At 66.2% G+C, this 16,318-nt stretch carries 17 protein-coding genes; 10 read left to right on the top strand and 7 right to left on the bottom strand.

The window, feature by feature from the left end; translation table 11 throughout:
• The 7 genes from Q9K01_RS05600 to Q9K01_RS05630 all read left to right on the top strand — a co-directional run bounded on the left by Q9K01_RS05600 (position 1) and on the right by Q9K01_RS05630 (position 6,304).
• On the top strand, positions 1 to 156 hold the full coding sequence (locus Q9K01_RS05600; RefSeq protein ID WP_305929910.1) for a hypothetical protein: 156 nt from the start codon (positions 1 to 3) through the stop codon (positions 154 to 156).
• Complete coding sequence (gene ccmE, locus Q9K01_RS05605) at positions 153 to 623, top strand: cytochrome c maturation protein CcmE (protein ID WP_305929243.1); 471 nt, start codon at positions 153 to 155, stop codon at positions 621 to 623. The genes Q9K01_RS05600 and ccmE overlap by 4 nt, the downstream gene beginning before the upstream one ends.
• Positions 620 to 2,629, top strand: coding sequence for a heme lyase CcmF/NrfE family subunit (locus Q9K01_RS05610; RefSeq protein WP_305929244.1), 2,010 nt, complete (start codon positions 620 to 622; stop codon positions 2,627 to 2,629). The genes ccmE and Q9K01_RS05610 overlap by 4 nt, the downstream gene beginning before the upstream one ends.
• The gene (locus Q9K01_RS05615; RefSeq protein ID WP_305929245.1) at positions 2,626 to 3,156 is read left to right on the top strand and encodes a DsbE family thiol:disulfide interchange protein; all 531 of its coding nucleotides are present in this window, start codon (positions 2,626 to 2,628) and stop codon (positions 3,154 to 3,156) included. The genes Q9K01_RS05610 and Q9K01_RS05615 overlap by 4 nt, the downstream gene beginning before the upstream one ends.
• Positions 3,153 to 3,593: a cytochrome c-type biogenesis protein gene (locus Q9K01_RS05620; RefSeq protein WP_305929246.1), complete on the top strand. Its 441-nt coding sequence runs from the start codon at positions 3,153 to 3,155 to the stop codon at positions 3,591 to 3,593. The genes Q9K01_RS05615 and Q9K01_RS05620 overlap by 4 nt, the downstream gene beginning before the upstream one ends.
• Positions 3,590 to 4,234, top strand: a complete 645-nt coding sequence (locus Q9K01_RS05625; protein ID WP_305929247.1) for a tetratricopeptide repeat protein — start codon at positions 3,590 to 3,592, stop codon at positions 4,232 to 4,234. Before Q9K01_RS05620 ends, Q9K01_RS05625 begins: the two co-directional genes overlap by 4 nt.
• Positions 4,235 to 4,354: 120 nt before the next feature.
• On the top strand, positions 4,355 to 6,304 hold the full coding sequence (locus Q9K01_RS05630) for a potassium transporter Kup (protein WP_305929248.1): 1,950 nt from the start codon (positions 4,355 to 4,357) through the stop codon (positions 6,302 to 6,304).
• Positions 6,305 to 6,311: 7 nt separating this feature from the next.
• On the opposite strand, the gene Q9K01_RS05635 is transcribed toward Q9K01_RS05630, so the two are convergent.
• The 5 genes from Q9K01_RS05635 to Q9K01_RS05655 all read right to left on the bottom strand — a co-directional run bounded on the left by Q9K01_RS05635 (position 6,312) and on the right by Q9K01_RS05655 (position 11,635).
• Entirely contained in the window at positions 6,312 to 6,974 is a 663-nt protein-coding gene (locus Q9K01_RS05635; RefSeq protein WP_305929878.1) for an inner membrane-spanning protein YciB, read from the bottom strand.
• On the bottom strand, positions 6,974 to 7,897 hold the full coding sequence (gene ftsY, locus Q9K01_RS05640) for a signal recognition particle-docking protein FtsY (RefSeq protein WP_305929249.1): 924 nt from the start codon (positions 7,895 to 7,897) through the stop codon (positions 6,974 to 6,976). Before ftsY ends, Q9K01_RS05635 begins: the two co-directional genes overlap by 1 nt.
• The gene (locus Q9K01_RS05645; protein ID WP_305929250.1) at positions 7,894 to 9,081 is read right to left on the bottom strand and encodes a MiaB/RimO family radical SAM methylthiotransferase; all 1,188 of its coding nucleotides are present in this window, start codon (positions 9,079 to 9,081) and stop codon (positions 7,894 to 7,896) included. Before Q9K01_RS05645 ends, ftsY begins: the two co-directional genes overlap by 4 nt.
• The gene (gene dapF / locus Q9K01_RS05650; RefSeq protein WP_305929879.1) at positions 9,063 to 9,887 is read right to left on the bottom strand and encodes a diaminopimelate epimerase; all 825 of its coding nucleotides are present in this window, start codon (positions 9,885 to 9,887) and stop codon (positions 9,063 to 9,065) included. Before dapF ends, Q9K01_RS05645 begins: the two co-directional genes overlap by 19 nt.
• Before the next feature lie 80 nt (positions 9,888 to 9,967).
• On the bottom strand, positions 9,968 to 11,635 hold the full coding sequence (locus Q9K01_RS05655; RefSeq protein ID WP_305929251.1) for a putative bifunctional diguanylate cyclase/phosphodiesterase: 1,668 nt from the start codon (positions 11,633 to 11,635) through the stop codon (positions 9,968 to 9,970).
• Positions 11,636 to 11,819: 184 nt separating this feature from the next.
• Here Q9K01_RS05655 and Q9K01_RS05660 point away from each other — a divergent pair, with 184 nt between their 5' ends.
• Positions 11,820 to 12,230 (top strand): EVE domain-containing protein, encoded by a 411-nt coding sequence (locus Q9K01_RS05660; protein ID WP_305929252.1) that lies wholly within the window; start codon positions 11,820 to 11,822, stop codon positions 12,228 to 12,230.
• On the opposite strand, the gene Q9K01_RS05665 is transcribed toward Q9K01_RS05660, so the two are convergent.
• Positions 12,210 to 13,910: a thiamine pyrophosphate-binding protein gene (locus Q9K01_RS05665; RefSeq protein WP_305929253.1), complete on the bottom strand. Its 1,701-nt coding sequence runs from the start codon at positions 13,908 to 13,910 to the stop codon at positions 12,210 to 12,212. The genes Q9K01_RS05660 and Q9K01_RS05665 overlap by 21 nt on opposite strands.
• A 113-nt stretch (positions 13,911 to 14,023) precedes the next feature.
• Here Q9K01_RS05665 and Q9K01_RS05670 point away from each other — a divergent pair, with 113 nt between their 5' ends.
• Positions 14,024 to 14,230, top strand: a complete 207-nt coding sequence (locus tag Q9K01_RS05670; protein ID WP_305929254.1) for a hypothetical protein — start codon at positions 14,024 to 14,026, stop codon at positions 14,228 to 14,230.
• On the opposite strand, the gene Q9K01_RS05675 is transcribed toward Q9K01_RS05670, so the two are convergent.
• On the bottom strand, positions 14,227 to 15,540 hold the full coding sequence (locus tag Q9K01_RS05675; protein WP_305929255.1) for an MFS transporter: 1,314 nt from the start codon (positions 15,538 to 15,540) through the stop codon (positions 14,227 to 14,229). The genes Q9K01_RS05670 and Q9K01_RS05675 overlap by 4 nt on opposite strands.
• A gap of 116 nt (positions 15,541 to 15,656) precedes the next feature.
• Here Q9K01_RS05675 and pgsA point away from each other — a divergent pair, with 116 nt between their 5' ends.
• On the top strand, positions 15,657 to 16,250 hold the full coding sequence (gene pgsA, locus Q9K01_RS05680; RefSeq protein ID WP_305929256.1) for a CDP-diacylglycerol--glycerol-3-phosphate 3-phosphatidyltransferase: 594 nt from the start codon (positions 15,657 to 15,659) through the stop codon (positions 16,248 to 16,250).
• The last annotated feature ends 68 nt before the right edge of the window (positions 16,251 to 16,318 follow it).

Consider the following 16,318-nt stretch of genomic DNA (forward strand, 5'->3'; position numbering starts at 1 on the left):
ATGATCCGCGAAGCGCTCGACCAGTGGGATTTCGTCGTCGCCGCCTATGCGGTGGGGGTGATCGGCGTGCTCGCGACGGTGGCCTGGGCATGGCTCGCGATGCGCCGCGCCGAGCGCCGCCGCGACCATGCGCGCGAGCGGACTCGCGGCCGGTGAGCGCGCTCAAACCCAAGCACCAGCGGCTGGTGCTGCTGGTCGTCGCGCTGATCGCGCTGGTGGCGGCGGGGCTGCTCGCGGCCTATGCGCTGCGCAGCCAGGCGAGCTATTTCTATCTTCCCGAGCAGATGCGCGACGATCCGCCCGAGATCGGCCAGGCGGTGCGGCTGGGCGGGATGGTCGAAGAGGGCTCGCTGGCGACCGATCCCGACGGCTTCACGCTGCGCTTCGCCGTCACCGGCAGCGACGGCGCGCGGGTGCCGGTGCGCTTCGCAGGGATCGCGCCCGATCTGTTCGTCGAAGGCTCGGGAGTGGTCGCCGAGGGGCGGCTCGCGCCCGACGGGACCTTCGTCGCCGACAATCTGCTCGCCAAGCACGACGAGAACTACGTGCCCCGCGAGCTCGAGGGCATGAGCGAGATGCAGGCCGCGCGAATGGCCGAAGAGACCACGGTCGGGCTCGAATGATCGCGGAGCTGGGTCTGGCCGCGCTGTGGCTCGCCGCCGCGCTGGCGGCGCTGCAGACGATCGCGGGGTTCCTGGCGGTGCGCGCGAACGAGCCGACTGCGCTCGGCGCGCTGATCCGCCCCGCCGCGGTGGTGCAAGGCCTGTTTGCGGCCCTTTCGTTCTGCGCGCTGCTCTATGTCTTCGCGATCACCGATCTGTCGGTGAAGCTGGTCGCGAGCAATTCGCATGCGCTCAAACCCATGGTGTTCAAGCTCTCGGGCGCCTGGGGCAATCACGAGGGCTCGATGCTGCTGTGGGTCACGGTGATGGCGCTCGCGGGCGGGCTGATCGCGATGATCGAACGGCGGCTGCCCGACCGCACGATGCAGGCGGTGCTCGCCGCGCAGGGCTTCGTGGCGCTGGGGTTCTACGCTTTCCTGCTGCTCAGCTCGAATCCGTTCGAGCGGCTGCCCGTCCCCGCCGAAGTGGGGATGGGGCTCAACCCGCTGCTGCAGGACATCGGTCTCGCCTTCCACCCGCCGACGCTCTATTTCGGCTATGTCGGGCTGTCGATCGCCTTCAGCTTCGCGGTCGGCGCGCTGCTCACCCGGCAGGTCACTCCCGATTTCGCCCGCGCGATGCGTCCCTGGGTGCTGGGCGCCTGGGTGTTCCTCACCGTGGGCATCACTGCGGGATCATACTGGGCCTATTACGAGCTGGGCTGGGGCGGCTGGTGGTTCTGGGACCCGGTCGAGAACGCCTCGCTGATGCCCTGGCTCGCCGCGACCGCGCTGCTTCACTCCGCCAGCGTGCTCGCCGCGCGCGACGCGCTGCGCGTGTGGACCATCATGCTCGGGGTGGTCGCCTTCTCGATGAGCATGCTGGGGACGTTTCTGGTGCGCTCGGGCATCCTCACCAGCGTTCATTCCTTCGCGGTCGATCCCGAACGCGGCACCTTCATCCTGCTGTTGCTGGCGATCTATATCGGCGGCGCGCTGCTGCTGTTCGGCTTGCGCGCCAGCACCATTTCCGAAGGCGAGCGCTTCGCCATCGCCAGCCGCGAGGGCGCGCTGGTGGTCAACAACGTCATGCTCAGCGCGATTCTCGCCATCGTCCTGCTCGGCACGCTCTATCCGCTGCTGACCGAGGCCTTCGATGTCCGCGTCTCGGTGGGGCCGCCCTATTTCAACCCGGTCGGGGCGATCTTCGTGATCCCGATGCTGCTGGTGATGGCGGTCGGACCGCTGCTGCGCTGGCGGCGGGACCGCTTCGCACGCATCTCGCGCGAGGTCGCGGTGCTCGGAGCGATACTGCTCGCAGGGCTGGTGTTGGTCGCGCTGCTGGGCGAGGTTGCGCTGCTACCGCTGCTCGGACTGGCATTGGCGGCGATGCTGGCGGTGGCGAGCTTCCTGCCGCTGCGCGGGCGCAAGCTCATCCGCGTCCCGATCGCCACCTGGGGCATGGTGGTGGCGCATTTCGGGATCGCGGTGGCGCTGTTCGGCATGGCCAGCGAAAGCGCCTTCACCGAGGAACGCCTCGCCGCGCTTCAGCCCGGCACCACCACTCGGGTGGGCGATTGGTCGGTCACGCTCGATGCCATCGTTCCGGTCGCGGGGCCTAACTGGACTGCCATAGAAGGGCAGCTCAGCGCGCGGCTCGGCGATGGCGAGCCGATCGCGCTGCGGCCGCAATCGCGCACCTTCTGGGCGCCGCCGCAGCAGACGGCGGAGAGCGTGCTCGCGACCCGCTGGAACGGCCAACTCTATGCGGTGATGGGCGATGCCGCAGGCGACGGACGCTGGCAGGTGCGGCTGTGGTGGAAACCCTTCGTCACCTTCATCTGGTATGGCGGCCTGCTGATCGCGCTGGGCGGAGTGCTGGCGCTGGTCGGTCGGGTGATGGAGGATCTGAAGCGTCGCCATGTGCGCCGCCGCGCCGCCGCTCGGCGCGAGGACGTGCCGCCACAAGATGCTCGGCCAGAGGACGCTCGGCCCAAGAACGCTCACCTAAAGGATAGCGCGACATGAACCGCTGGCGCCTGTGGGTTCCCCTGATGCTATTCGCGGGTTTTCTCGGAGTTGCGGGCTATCAGCTTTCGCAGCCCAAGAACGAGTTCATCGAAAGCCGCATGGTGGGACGCGAGCTGCCCTATTTCGACCTGCGACCCGCGACGAGCGACCGGCCAGGTATCGCCAGCGTCGCGTTCAGCGACGGCAAGCCGCGGCTGCTCAACATCTGGGCGAGCTGGTGCGTGCCCTGCATCGCCGAAGCGCCCTATCTCGAGCGGCTGAAGGAGCAGGGCGCGCCGATCGTCGGGGTCGCCATTCGCGACCGGCCCGAGGACGTCGCGCGTTTCCTCGAACGTCACGGCAACCCCTATGTCGCGATCGGGGCGGACGATCTGTCCGAAGTGCAGTTCGCCATCGGCTCTTCGGGTGTGCCCGAAACCTTCGTCATCGATGGCCAGGGGCGAATTACCTACCAGCATATCGGCGACATCCGCGAAAGCGATGTGCCGGTGCTGATCGAGAAGCTGCGGGAAGCGGGCGCATGACCGCTATTCGCCCCGTCTTACCTGCCTCGCTGCGCCGTTCTTTGTTGACGCTGCTGGTGCTGTGTCTCGGCGCACCCCTGCTGGCGCAGCAATCGCTCCCGCCCGCGCCCTTTGCCAATCGCCAGCTCGACGACCCGGCGCAGGAAGCGGTTGCGCTGGAGCTTATGGCGACCCTGCGCTGTCTCGAATGCCAGTCGCAATCGATACACGACAGCGATTCGCCAATGGCCGGCGACATGCGGCATCAGGTCCGCATCAGGGTGGCCGCAGGCGAAAACCCGGAGTCGATCCGTGCCTGGCTGATGGAACGCTATGGCGACTACGTCAGCTACGAACCGCAGATGAGCAGCACCACCTGGCCGCTGTTCGCGGTCCCATTGCTGATCCTGCTGGTGGCCGGCGCGATCTTCTGGCGCCGCTTCGGGAAGCGCACATGATCTGGCTGGCGATCCTCGCGCTGGCCGGACTGGGCTTTCTCGCTGCAACCCGGTTGTTCGGCCTCGCGCGCAGCGGGTGGACACTGTTCGGCGCGGCGTTGCTGTTCGGGTTGGCGGGGTACGCCCTGCAGGGCTCGCCTGGTCAGCCGGCGGCGCCCGGCGCCGGTCCTCAACCGATAGCCGACACCGGCGAACTGATGGTCCGGGCGCGGCGCGAGTTCTACGATCCCGAGACGATGCCCTCGCGCTATGTCGTGTCTGCGGATGCCTTCGCCCGCCAGGGCCAGTACGAAGATGCGGCGAACTTCCTGCGCAACGCGGTGACAGAGAACCCGCGGGATGCCGAAGCCTGGGTTGCGCTGGGCAATGTGCTGGTCGAACACGCGGAGGGCCGGCTCGGAGCCGCGGCGCTGTTCGCCTATACGCGGGCCGAAGAACTGGCGCCGGACAACCCGGCCCCGCGCTATTTCGTCGGATTGGCAATGCTGCGCCAGGGCGAGTTCGCGCAAGGGCGCCGGATGTGGGCGGAGATTCTCGCCGAGGCCCCTGCGGATGCCGACTGGCGGCCGGCCATCGCTGCGCGACTCGAGCGGCTCGATCTGCTGCTCTCGGGCGGCGGGATGACTGCGCAACCACGCTAGTGCGCTGCCGGGGGCGATGTTGCGGGTGCGAAACCTTCCTGCTAAGCGCCGCGATCTTGCGGAACGGCACAGCTGCCGCGCGCGAAGGATCAGCCACATGAAGCCAGGGACGCCGCACCGATGAGCGAAAGCCAGGTGCCCCAGAAACACCCGTCCGCCGAAGCAAACGGCGGAACTCCGGGGACAAGCGGTGTCGGCAAGAAGGCGACCAAGGGCGCTCTCGCCGTGGGCGCGATCGGCATCGTGTTCGGCGATATCGGCACCAGCCCGCTCTATGCCTTCCGCGAAACCTTCGCGGGGGCGCACCCGCTGGCGCTCGACGACATGCATATTCTGGGCGTGGTCAGCCTGATCTTCTGGTCGATGACGCTGGTGGTCTCGATCCAATACGTCACGATCCTGATGCGCGCCGACAACAAGGGGCAGGGCGGGAGCCTCGCGCTGGTGGCGCTGATTTCGCGCCATATCAGCGGCTCGCGCTACGGCTGGCTGGCCGTGCTGTTGGGGGTCTTCGCGACCTCGCTGTTCTATGGCGACAGCATGATCACGCCCGCGATCTCGGTGCTTTCGGCGGTCGAGGGGCTGACCGTGGTCAATCCCGACATGGAGCAACTGGTGATCCCGATCGCGCTGGTGCTGCTGATCGCGCTGTTCGTCATCCAGAAGCGCGGAACCGCCAAGGTGGGAGCGCTGTTCGCGCCGGTAATGATCGTCTATTTCATCGTTCTGGCAGGGCTGGGGATCAACCAGATCGTCCAGCACCCCGAAGTGCTGTGGGCGCTCAACCCCTATTACGCGGTCAATTTCTTCGTCATCGACGGCTGGCTCGCATTCCTGGCGCTGGGATCGGTAGTGCTGGCGGTGACGGGCTCCGAGGCGCTCTATTCCGACATGGGCCACTTCGGGCGCGGACCGATGCGGCTGTCTTGGTTCGGTTTCGTGATGCCCTGCCTGCTGCTCAACTATTTCGGTCAGGGAGCCATGGTCCTGGCGCTCCCGCCCGTGCTGGCGAGCGAGGCGATCCAGAATCCGTTCTTCTTCCTCGCCAGCGAGGACTTTCGTCTGCCGCTGGTGCTGCTGGCTACGGTCGCGACCTTCATCGCCAGCCAGGCGGTGATCTCGGGCGCCTTCTCGATCACCCACCAGGCGATGCAGCTGGGCTTCATCCCGCGTCTCTCGATCCGCCACACCAGCGAGACCGAGGCGGGCCAGATCTACATCCCGGTGGTCAATTGGGCGCTGATGGTCGCGGTGATCATTCTGGTGCTGACCTTCCAGAGCTCGTCCAACCTGGCCGCCGCCTATGGCATCGCGGTGACCGGTGCGGTGACGATCGACACGCTGCTGATGGGCGTGCTGTTCGTCGGCGTGTGGAAGTGGAAATGGTGGTACGCCGCGCCGGTGGTGGCGCTGTTCCTGATCGTCGACGGCGCCTATTTCGCCGCCAACCTCACCAAGGTGGCCGATGGCGGCTGGTTCCCGCTGGTGGTGGGGCTGTTCGCCTTCACCTTGCTCACCACCTGGGCACGGGGGCGCAAGTTGATGCGCGACCGCATGACGGAAGTCGCACTGCCGATCGAGATCTTCGCGAAATCGGCCAAGAACAGCGCCACCCGCGTCCCCGGCACCGCGATCTTCATGGCCAGCCAGACCGCTGGCGTACCTTCGGCGCTGCTCCACAACATCAAGCACAACAAGGTGCTCCACGAGCGAGTGGTGATCCTCACCATCGAGATCGCCGACGAACCCTATGTCGACGAAAACGCGCGTTGCGAGATGCACGATCTGGGCGAGGGCTTCTATCGCGCGGTGCTGCACTACGGCTTCATGGAAGAGACCGACGTGCCCAAGGGGCTCAAGAGCATGTCGCGTTGCGGCGGCGAGTTCGACATGATGAACACCAGCTTCTTCCTCAGCCGCCAGACGCTGATCGCCAGCGAAAAGCCCGGGATGTCGCTGTGGCGCGAGAAGGTCTTCGCCTGGATGCTGCGCAATTCGGCGACCGCAATGGAGTTCTTCCGCCTGCCCACCAACCGCGTGGTCGAGCTGGGGAGCCAGGTCGAGATCTAGGGGAGCGTTATTCCCCGGTGGGAGGCTGGTCCTTGAGGACCTCGTCGCGGTCGTCCAGCGCCAGCCCGTGCCTCAGCAGCATCGGGATCTGGCTGAAGGTGAACAGGAAGCTGAGCGGCATGAAGACCCAGATCTTCGCCCACAGCCAGCTTTCGAAGCTGAGCTGGGCGCGCAGGACCTCGTTGAGCACCGCCAGCGCAAGGAAGAACACGCCCCAGTTGCGCGACAGCTTGAGCCAGCCCTGCCTGTCCAGACCCTCGAAGGCGGCCTCGAGCAGGATCTGCAGCAGCGCCCGCCCGCGGGCGTAGCCGACCAGCAGCACCACCCCGAAGAAGGTGTAGATCGCGGTCGGCTTGACCTGGATGAAATCGGGATCGCGCAGCCAGATGGTCAGCGCCCCGAAGCCCACGATCAGCGCGGTCGAGAGCATCAGCATCGGCGAGATCTTGCCGAACTTCCATTTCGAGAACGCCAGCGCGACCACCGCCGCCACCATGAAGGCGATCGTGCCGTAGATCACCGCCGCGATCTCGCCCAGCGGGCCGGGATCGTCGGGAGCGTAGAATTTGTAGACCCCGAGGAACACCAGCAGCGGACCGTAGTCGACGAGGATGTTGAGCCAGCCGGTCTTGGGTTTGGCCTCGATCGTGGTTGGTGTCGTCTCGTTCATCATGCCACTCCTGCGATGACGCGCGCGACCAGATCGGGATCGAAGGGGCGCAGATCGTCGATCTTCTCGCCCACCCCGATGGCGTGGATCGGCAGGCCGTATTGCTCCGCCGCCGCGACCAGCACGCCGCCGCGCGCGGTCCCGTCGAGCTTGGTCATCACCAGCCCGGTCACCCCGGCCATCTCGCGGAAGACATCGATCTGGTTCAAGGCGTTCTGTCCATTCGTGGCATCGAGCACCAACAGCACATCGTGCGGCGCTTCGGGGTTGAGGCGGCCCAGCACCTTCCGGATCTTCGACAATTCATCCATCAGCTCGCGCTTGTTCTGCAGCCGCCCGGCGGTGTCGACGATCAGCACGTCGGTGCCGCGATCGGTCGCCGCCTTCACCGCGTCGAAAACGATGCTGGCGGGATCGCCGCCTTCGGGCCCGCGCACCAACGGGACGCCGATCCGCTCGGCCCAGGTGGCGAGCTGACCGATGGCGGCGGCGCGGAAGGTGTCGCCCGCGGCCAGCATCACCGAATAATCGTCTTCCTGGAACAGATGCGCCAGCTTGGCGATGGTGGTGGTCTTGCCGCTGCCGTTGACGCCGATCACCAGCACAACCTGCGGGCGCGGGAACGCGGTGATTTCGAGCGGGATCGCCACCGGGCGCAGGATCGCCGCGATCTCCTCGGCGACCGCCTCCTTGAGCTGCTCCTGCGAAATCTCCAGCCCGAAGCGCTTCTCCCTCAGCTTTTCGCGAATCCGCGCAGCGGCGGAGGGGCCGAGATCGGACATGATCAGCGCGTCCTCGACCTGGTCGAGCGTCGCGTCGTCGAGCCGCGCAGTGCCGACCGCCTCGGTTAGGTTTTCCGCCAGCCGCTGCTGCGTCTTGCGGAACCCGCCGAACAGCCGTTCGGTCCAGCTCGTCTCGCTCATGTCAGCAGGCCGTCCTTGATGGTTGTGGGGGTGATTTCGACAAGCGTTCCCGCGGCGGTTCCCCCGGCCAGCGCCACGCGGGCGAAGCCGGGAGTGTAGCCGGTCCCGTCTCTTTCCCCGAGGACCACGGCGGGTTTATCGACCAGCGTCGCCAGCCATTCGGACCGCTGCATGGCCACCGCTTCGCGCAGTTCGGCGGCGCGTTGCTTGATGGTCGGACGGTCGAGCTGCGGCATCCGCGCGGCCGGCGTGCCGGGGCGGGGGGAATAGGGGAAGATGTGGCCGTGGACGATCCCGAGTTCGCGCACGATCGACAGATTGGCGGCGTGGTGCTCGGCAGTCTCGGTCGGGAAGCCGGCAATCAGATCCGCACCCACCGCGAGATCGGCGCGGCGCGCGCGCAATCGCCCAACCAGCTCGATGGCATCGCCGCGCAGATGGCGGCGCTTCATCCGCTTGAGGATCAGATCGTGGCCGTGCTGGAGCGAGAGATGGAGATGCGGCATCAAGCGCTGCTCGCTGGCGAAGAGCTCGAACAGCAGCGGATCGATCTCGACCCCGTCGAGCGAGGACATCCGCAGCCGTCGCAAGTGCGGGAACCGGTCGAGGATCGCCTGCACCAGAGCGCCCAGCGGCGGGCGATCGGGCAGATCCTGCCCCCAGCTGGTGACATCGACCCCGGTCAGCACCACCTCGGCGGCGCCCCGATCGCAATGCTGCTCGACCTCGGCGCAGACCTGATCGACGGTGAGCGAACGGCTGGCTCCGCGACCCTGCGGGATGACGCAGAAGGTGCAGGCGTGATCGCAGCCGTTCTGGACCGCGATGAAGGCACGGGTGTGCTGGCTCGCGACCGCGGTGGCGCGTTCGGGCACGTTCCAGGCGCGCGGATCGAGCTTGGCGGAATTGGCGATCAATCCGTCCACCTCGGGCATCGCGGCGAGCTGATCGCGCTCGATCTCGGCGGCGCAGCCCGTCACCAGCAGCCGCGCCGCCGGATGCGCCCGGCGCGCCTTGCGGATCGCCTGCCGGGTCTGGCGAACTGCCTCGAGCGTGACGGCGCAGCTGTTGACCACAACCAGATCGCTCGACCCGCCCAGCATGGCGCGGATGTCCTCGCTTTCGGACAGGTTGAGCCGACAGCCGAGCGAGATCACCTCGGCGCTCACGCGTAGTCGTCCCATTCGAAGGAGCCGCGGAAGGCCTCGGTCGCGGGACCGGTCATGACGATGCTGGCGCCCGCCGCCGGATTGCTGTCAGCCCATTCGATCGTCAGCGGACCGCCGGGAAGCACGACCGTGACGCGGTTTTCGACCAGCCCGCGCCGCATCGCGACCACTGCAGTGGCGCAGGCGCCGGTACCGCAGGCGCGGGTGAGGCCGGCGCCGCGTTCCCATACCCGCAGGCGGATACGGGTTCGGCTCTCGATGGTGGCGCAATTGACATTGATCCGCTCGGGGAACAGCGGATCGTTTTCGATCTCGGGACCCAGCTCATCGAGCGGGACCGTGTCGCAATCCTCGACGAAACACACCACATGCGGGTTGCCGACATTGACCGCGGCGGGATTGTCCATCCCCTCCCAGCCGACCGGCATCGACAGCGTGTCCATCGGATAGGCCAGGGGAATCGCATCCCAGTCGAAGCGCGGGCGGCCCATGTCGACCCGCGCACCGCCGCCATCGGGTTCGACCGCGATGATGCCGCCGGCGGTTTCGACCCGCGCCGCGCTGCCGTGGAGCAGCGCCACCGCGCGCGCGGCGTTGCCGCAGGCACCCACTTCGCTGCCGTCGCTGTTGAAGATCCGCATCCGGAAGTCGGCATCGGCGCTCGGCTCGAGCAGCACCAGCTGATCGCAGCCGATGCCTTCGCGGCGATCCGCCAGCGCCGCGGCAACTCGCGCATTTATCGGCGGCAGGGTCTCGGCGCGCGCATCGAGCACGACGAAATCATTGCCGAGGCCGTGCATCTTGATGAAGGGAACGCGCATCTGAGCGCGCATCTATGCCGCCGGGCGGCGAATTTCCACCCTTACGGTTCAGATTCCCGGCACGTCAGATTCCGGGCGTATCAGACTGCGCGATTGCCGCTGATCGGTCGGAGCTTGGGTTTGGTGCCTTCGGTTTCGGGATTCGAGAGCAGCCCGCGATCCTGGAGCCGCGTCAGCACCTGATCGGCGGGTTCCGGGCGACCGTAATGATAGCCCTGTCCCTTGAGCCCGCCCATCTTGCGCAGCATACCGAGCACCACCTCGTTCTCGATCCCCTCGGCGGTGATGGGCATCTTGAGCCCGTGGCCCATCGAGATGATGGCATCGACCAGCCTCGAGCCCGGCTCGCCGGTGTTGAGTTCGCTGATGAAGCTGCGATCGATCTTGAGCCGGTCGAAGGGCAGCGAGCGCAATTGCGACAGGCTGGCATAGCCGGTCCCGAAATCGTCGAGGCTGACCCGTACGCCCTGATTGCGCAGGCTGGTGATCATGCTGCGCACCAGCCCGACATTGTCGTGGAGCGCGCTTTCGGTGATTTCGATATCGAGCCGCGAGGGCGGGAAATTGTGCTGCAGCAGCAGCTTGATCAGCTTTTGGGCGAACCATGGATCGCGCATCTGGACCGGAGAGATATTGACCGACAGCGTCAGCTTGGGATCCCAGCGCTTGGCGTCTTCGAAAGCCTGCTTCATCAGGTTCTCGGACATTTCCGCGACCACGCCGATCTCTTCGGCAATGGGGATGAAGATGTCCGGTCCGACGATCCCCATCTCGGGCGAGAGCCAGCGGGCGAGCATTTCGAAGCCGACCAGTTCGCCCGTCTCGAGATCGATCTGCTGCTCGTAGAAGGGGACGAATTCGCCCTTGGCGATCCCCTTGCGGATCCCGCCCTCGAGCTCGTTGCGAAAGCGCAATTCCTGTTCCATCGCCGCTTCGAACCAGAAGAAGCGATTCTTCCCCTGCTTCTTGGCCTGATACATCGCGATATCGGCCTTGTGGATCAGCCTGGTCGAGACGTCCGTATCCACCGGATTGACCAGATTGACGCTGCTGGCGATCCCCACCGACATGGTGATATCGATGACCGTATCCTTCACCGCGATCGGCTGCGAGACCCGCTCGATCAGCAGCGAGGCGAGATGTTCGATCTTGCCGGGCAGGACGGGATCATAGACGACCGCAGCGGCGAATTCGTCGCCGCCCAGCCGTGCCAGCAGGGCATCGGCGGGCAGAACGTCGCCCATCCGGTCCGAGGATTCGGTAAGGACCGCATCGCCGATATGGTGACCGTTGAGGTCGTTGACCTGTTTGAAATTGTCGAGATCGACCAGGATGACCGCCATCGCCCGGCCTTCGCTCTGGGCCTCGGCGAGCAGCTCGGCCATGGCAGGGGCGATGCTGCGGCGATTGTAGCAGCCGGTGAGCGGGTCGATCTGCGCCAGCCGCCGCGCCTCCTCTTCCGAGCGGCGCCGATCGCCCAACTCGGCGTGCATCGATTTGTAGCGGTTCCAGCCGAGCAGGATCAGCGCGATATTGAGCAGCAGGGCGTTGCTCAGCAGCAGATCGGGCTGTTCGGACAGACCGCGCCAGGCGCTGACCAGCTGGGGCATCACCGTACCGCCGGTGCCGATGAAGAGAATGATCGCAGCGGCAGCGATGCCGAAGGCTACGAGATCCCTCTCCCGGTGGTTCGCCCGAGAAAATTTCTCGGCGACCGCCTGGCGGAATGAGGTTGGTTCTGCAGTCAAGTCTCGCCCCCTTCGTGCTGAGCGACCGCGCAAGCTATTGCCCAAAGAGGCTGAAGAACAGGTTAAGCGCGGCGGAATTCGGGGGCTGGTGCGCGAATAAGATCGGGATCGACGGTGGCGAAGCAGGGCCGGATTGCCTATCGCGGGCGGAACACAAGCTCGCCGAGACAAGGACACCGCCTGCATGCCCCGCTACTGGCTGATGAAATCCGAACCGTTCAAATATGGCTGGAGCGATCTGGTCGCCGAGGGCGAGGGCACCTGGGACGGGGTCCGCAACCACCAGGCGAAGAACAATCTCGCGGCGATGGAGGTGGGCGATCAGGCCTTCTTCTACCATTCGCGCGAGGGGCTCGAGATCGTCGGCATCTGCGAGATCAGCGTGGCGGGGATCACCGACCCGACCGATCCCGAAGGCAAATGGGCGGCGGTCAAGGTCAAGCCCAAGACCGAGCTGCCGCATCCGGTGACGCTCAAGCAGATCAAGGCGGAGCCCAAGCTCGCCGATTGCGAGCTGGTGCGCTATTCGCGACTGTCGGTCGCGGAGATCCAGCCGGACGAATGGTCGGTGATCCTAAGCATGGCCGGGATTTGAGGCGGTTGCGTGCGCGCGCAAGCCGCTGACGCTCGCGCCGCTGGCGGCCAGCTGCTCGATGTCGATGCGGGCGTGGATCAGGCGCAAGCCGCTGCGACCCTTCGCCGCGACCAGCGCATCCTTGAACTGCTGCGTGGTTTCGGCGCGTGCGGACCAGCCGCCGAAGGCCTGCGCCAGCGCAGCGAAATCGGGATTGACCAGCTCGGTGGCGGAGACGCGCGCGGGAAACTCGCGCTCCTGATGCATGCGGATGGTGCCATAGGCGCCGTTGTCGATGACGATAACGATCAGGTCGCAGCCGTGCTGGACCGCGGTCGCGAGTTCCTGACCGTTCATGAGGAAATCGCCGTCTCCCGCCACCGCGACCACGGTGCGATCGGGGAAGCGACGCGAGGCGGCGACTGCGGCGGGTACGCCGTAGCCCATCGCTCCTGCGGTGGGGGCGATCTGGGTGGGCAAGCCCTCGTACCGCCAGTAGCGGTGCCACCAGCCAGAAAAATTGCCTGCGCCGTTGCAGATGATCGTGTCCGCGGGGAGGGTATCGCGCATGAACTGGACGCAGGCCCCCATGTCGAGCGCATGGTCGGTGGGGTGCGCAGTGGCCCATTCCTCCCATTCGGCATGCGCCTGCGCCCCGGCGTCGAAATCGATCGGGGCCTCATCATCCCATAAGGCGGCGGATTCGGCGAATTCGGCCATGTCGGCGCAAATCGCGAGATCGGTTTGGTAGACGCGTGACAATTCCTCCGGGTCGGGATGGATGTGGACCAGTGTCCGGTCGGCGCCTTCCAGCGCCGGGAGGGTGTAACCATCGGTGGTCGCTTCGCCGAGCCGCGCGCCGACCGCAATGAGGAGGTCGGCCTGCCGGACGCGCTCGACCAGCTGCGGATTGGGCCCATAGCCGAGGTTGCCGGCATAGACCGGGCTCGAGGGGCTGATCGCGTCCTGGCGGCGGAAGGCGGTCGCGACCGGCAGGCCGAGCCGTTCGGCGAAGAGCTGGAAATATTGGCGGGCCTTGGCGTTCCAGCCGGCCCCGCCGATGATGGCGATGGGCGAGGCGGCATCGGCGATCAGCGCCATCAGCGCCTGCATCGCATCGGGGCAGGGGGCCTGCGCGGGGCGCGCGACGAAGGGGCGGGGCACGGCCTCGACCGCGCGACCGAGCATGTCCTCGGGCAGCGCCAGCACCACCGGACCCGGGCGCCCTGCGATTGCGGTGGCGTAGGCGCGCGCGACATATTCGGGGATCCGCGTTTCGTCGTCGATCCGCGCCGCCCATTTGCTGATCGGACCGAAGAAGGCGGCGAAATCCATTTCCTGGAACCCCTCGCGGTCGCGCATCGAGGAGGCGACATCGCCGACGAACAGGATCATCGGCTGCGAATCCTGCATCGCGACATGGACCCCGATGCTGGCGTTGGTGGCGCCCGGTCCGCGGGTGACGAAGCACACGCCCGGCCGCCCGGTCATGGTCCCGTCGGCGCAGGCCATGAAGGCGGCGCCGCCTTCCTGTCGGCAGGTCACCACATCGACGCGGGCCTCGCCATGGAGCGCATCGAGCACGGGCAGGAAGCTCTCGCCCGGCACGGTGAAGATGCGGTCGCAGCCCTGTTCGATGAGGCAGTCGAGCAGCAGGCGGGCGGCACCCGGCGTCGCGCCGGCGGGAGAGGTCTGGGTCATCGGGCGGGGTTAACCGGACCGGCTTGCGCAGGCAATCGGCACGGCAGTTGTGCCACAACGGAGCAATTCGCATTTCGGCGGGAGCCTTATGGTTACCAAGTGGTTAACAGCGCATGATGAGAAGATCGCTTGTCCTCACCGATGAAACCGCTCGCCATCCCTTCCGCGCCAGCCTGCCGCCGCATGTCTGCAGGGTCGAGCAGAGCGAATCCCAAGGCGAGTCGTCGCCGCGATCCTGGCGGCTGACCGCGAGCGACGTCCGCGGCGCGGCGACCACCTATTTCGCGACCTTCGCCGCCACCCTCGCCTTTCTGGTCTAGGCGACTGCGTCCGCCGCGCATTCGATGCGATAGAGCCTTCGTCCGAGCCAGGCCGAGATCAGGCACATGGCTGCGCTGAGCAGCACCTGCTCGATCACCGCCATGCCCAGCGCGGTCAGCGCTATGACCAGCAGCGCCCCGCCGACCATTGCCAGCGAATTGACGATATTGTTGGCGGCGATGGTGCGCGAGGCATATTCCGGTGCCACCCTCGTGGTGAGAAAGGCGTAGAGCGGCACCACGAACATGCCCCCAGAAATCGCGATCCCCAGCAGGCTGATCAGCAGCAGCGGTGCCATCGGCTGGACCACGAATTCGCCGATCGAGAGCAGGCCGCTGGTGGTCTCGCCCGACCAGCCGCGCGCGATCAGGTAGAAGCCGATCACGAAGATCCCCATGGCGATCACCGAGACCGGCGCATGCCTGGCCGAAACGACGTTGCGCAGCAGCGTGTTGATTCCCACCGAGCCGATCGCGACACCGATCGAGAACACCACCAGGAACAGGCTCGCGACTTCCTTGCTGGCCATCAGCACGTTCTTTGCGAGCGGCGGGAACTGGATGAACAGCACCGCGCCGATGGTCCAGAAGAAGCTGATCGCGAGTATCGCGTACCACACCTGGCGGTCGTGCATCGTTCCCGCGATAAGGCGGATCGAACTGCGCAGCACGTTCCAGTCGATCGGTTCGATCTCGCCCATCGGCAGCGCGGGCGGAATCTGACGGCTGGCCAGATAGCCGACCACTGCGGTGACCATGATGCCTCCGGCGACATATTCGACGGGGATCACCCCGGCCAGGATGGTGCCGGCGAGGATGGCGATATAGGTGCCCGCCTCGACCAACCCGGTTCCCGCCAGAACCTCTCTCTTGCGCAAATGTTGCGGCAGGATCGCATATTTGATCGGGCCGAGAAAGGTCGACTGGATCCCCGCCAGCAGCAGCGCGAACAGGAGCAGCGGGATCGCGAAGGCGTCCACCGCGATCCCGCGCCAGGCGAGGAACAGCCCGAAGGCGCCGAGCACCATGATCCCGATCTCGCACAGCTTCACGATGCGGATGATCCGCGCCTTGTCGCGCATATCGGCCAATTGGCCCGCGATGGCCGAAAGGAGGACGAAGGGGATGATGAACAGCGCCGAGGCGACGGCGGAGAACATCGCCTCGCGATCTTCGGAATTGTAGACGCTGTAGACGACGAACAGCACCATCGCGGTCTTGTAGAGATTGTCGTTGAAGGCGTTGAGCAGCTGGGTGCAGAACAGCGGCAGGAAGCGCTTCCTCGAGAGCAATCTTGTCGTCGTGGTCATATCTGCGAACAGGTCCTTGGCGAGACAGGTCGGTCGGCCCTAGAGCACCCCGGCTAAGCGACAAAGGAGAAAGCAGCGCTTTTGCCGGCTACGATCCCGCGCTAGAGAAGGGTCCGATGCTGACGCTGCCCAATCTCCTGACGCTTTCGCGTATCGTCGCGGTCCCGGTGCTTGCCTTCCTGCTGTGGTGGCCCGGCTGGCAACTCGGCTATGCGCTCGCCTTCGCGCTCTACTGCCTGATGGGGATCACCGACTATTTCGACGGTTATCTCGCCCGATCGAGCGGCGCGGTGAGCCGGCTCGGGATGTTCCTCGATCCGATCGCGGACAAGATCATGATCGCAGCGGTGATTCTCGTGCTGACCGCGCAAGGCTGGCTGCGCGGGCCGCTGGTCGGCGATTTCCACGTCATTGCCGGGCTGATCATCCTGGTGCGCGAAATTGCGGTATCGGGTCTGCGCGAATTTCTCGGCGGGTTGCAGGTCTCGATGCCGGTCAGTCGGCTGGCGAAGTGGAAGACCACCTTCCAGATGGTCTCGCTGGGCGCGCTGATACTCGCCGGGGCGCTGCCGGATTGGAACGTCGTTGCCGGCGACACGGTGTTCAACGTGCCGCACACGGTAGGAATCTGGACGCTCTGGGCGGCCGCGATCCTGACGCTGATCACCGGCTGGGACTATCTGCGGGTCGGTCTCAAACACATGGATTGACCGGGCCGGCCGGCATGGGGCCGATCTGCCCGCGTCATGGTTCGCAGCGTCGATACGCTCCTCGCAAA

The organism is Qipengyuania benthica, assembly GCF_030717865.1.
Lineage (GTDB): Bacteria > Pseudomonadota > Alphaproteobacteria > Sphingomonadales > Sphingomonadaceae > Qipengyuania > Qipengyuania benthica.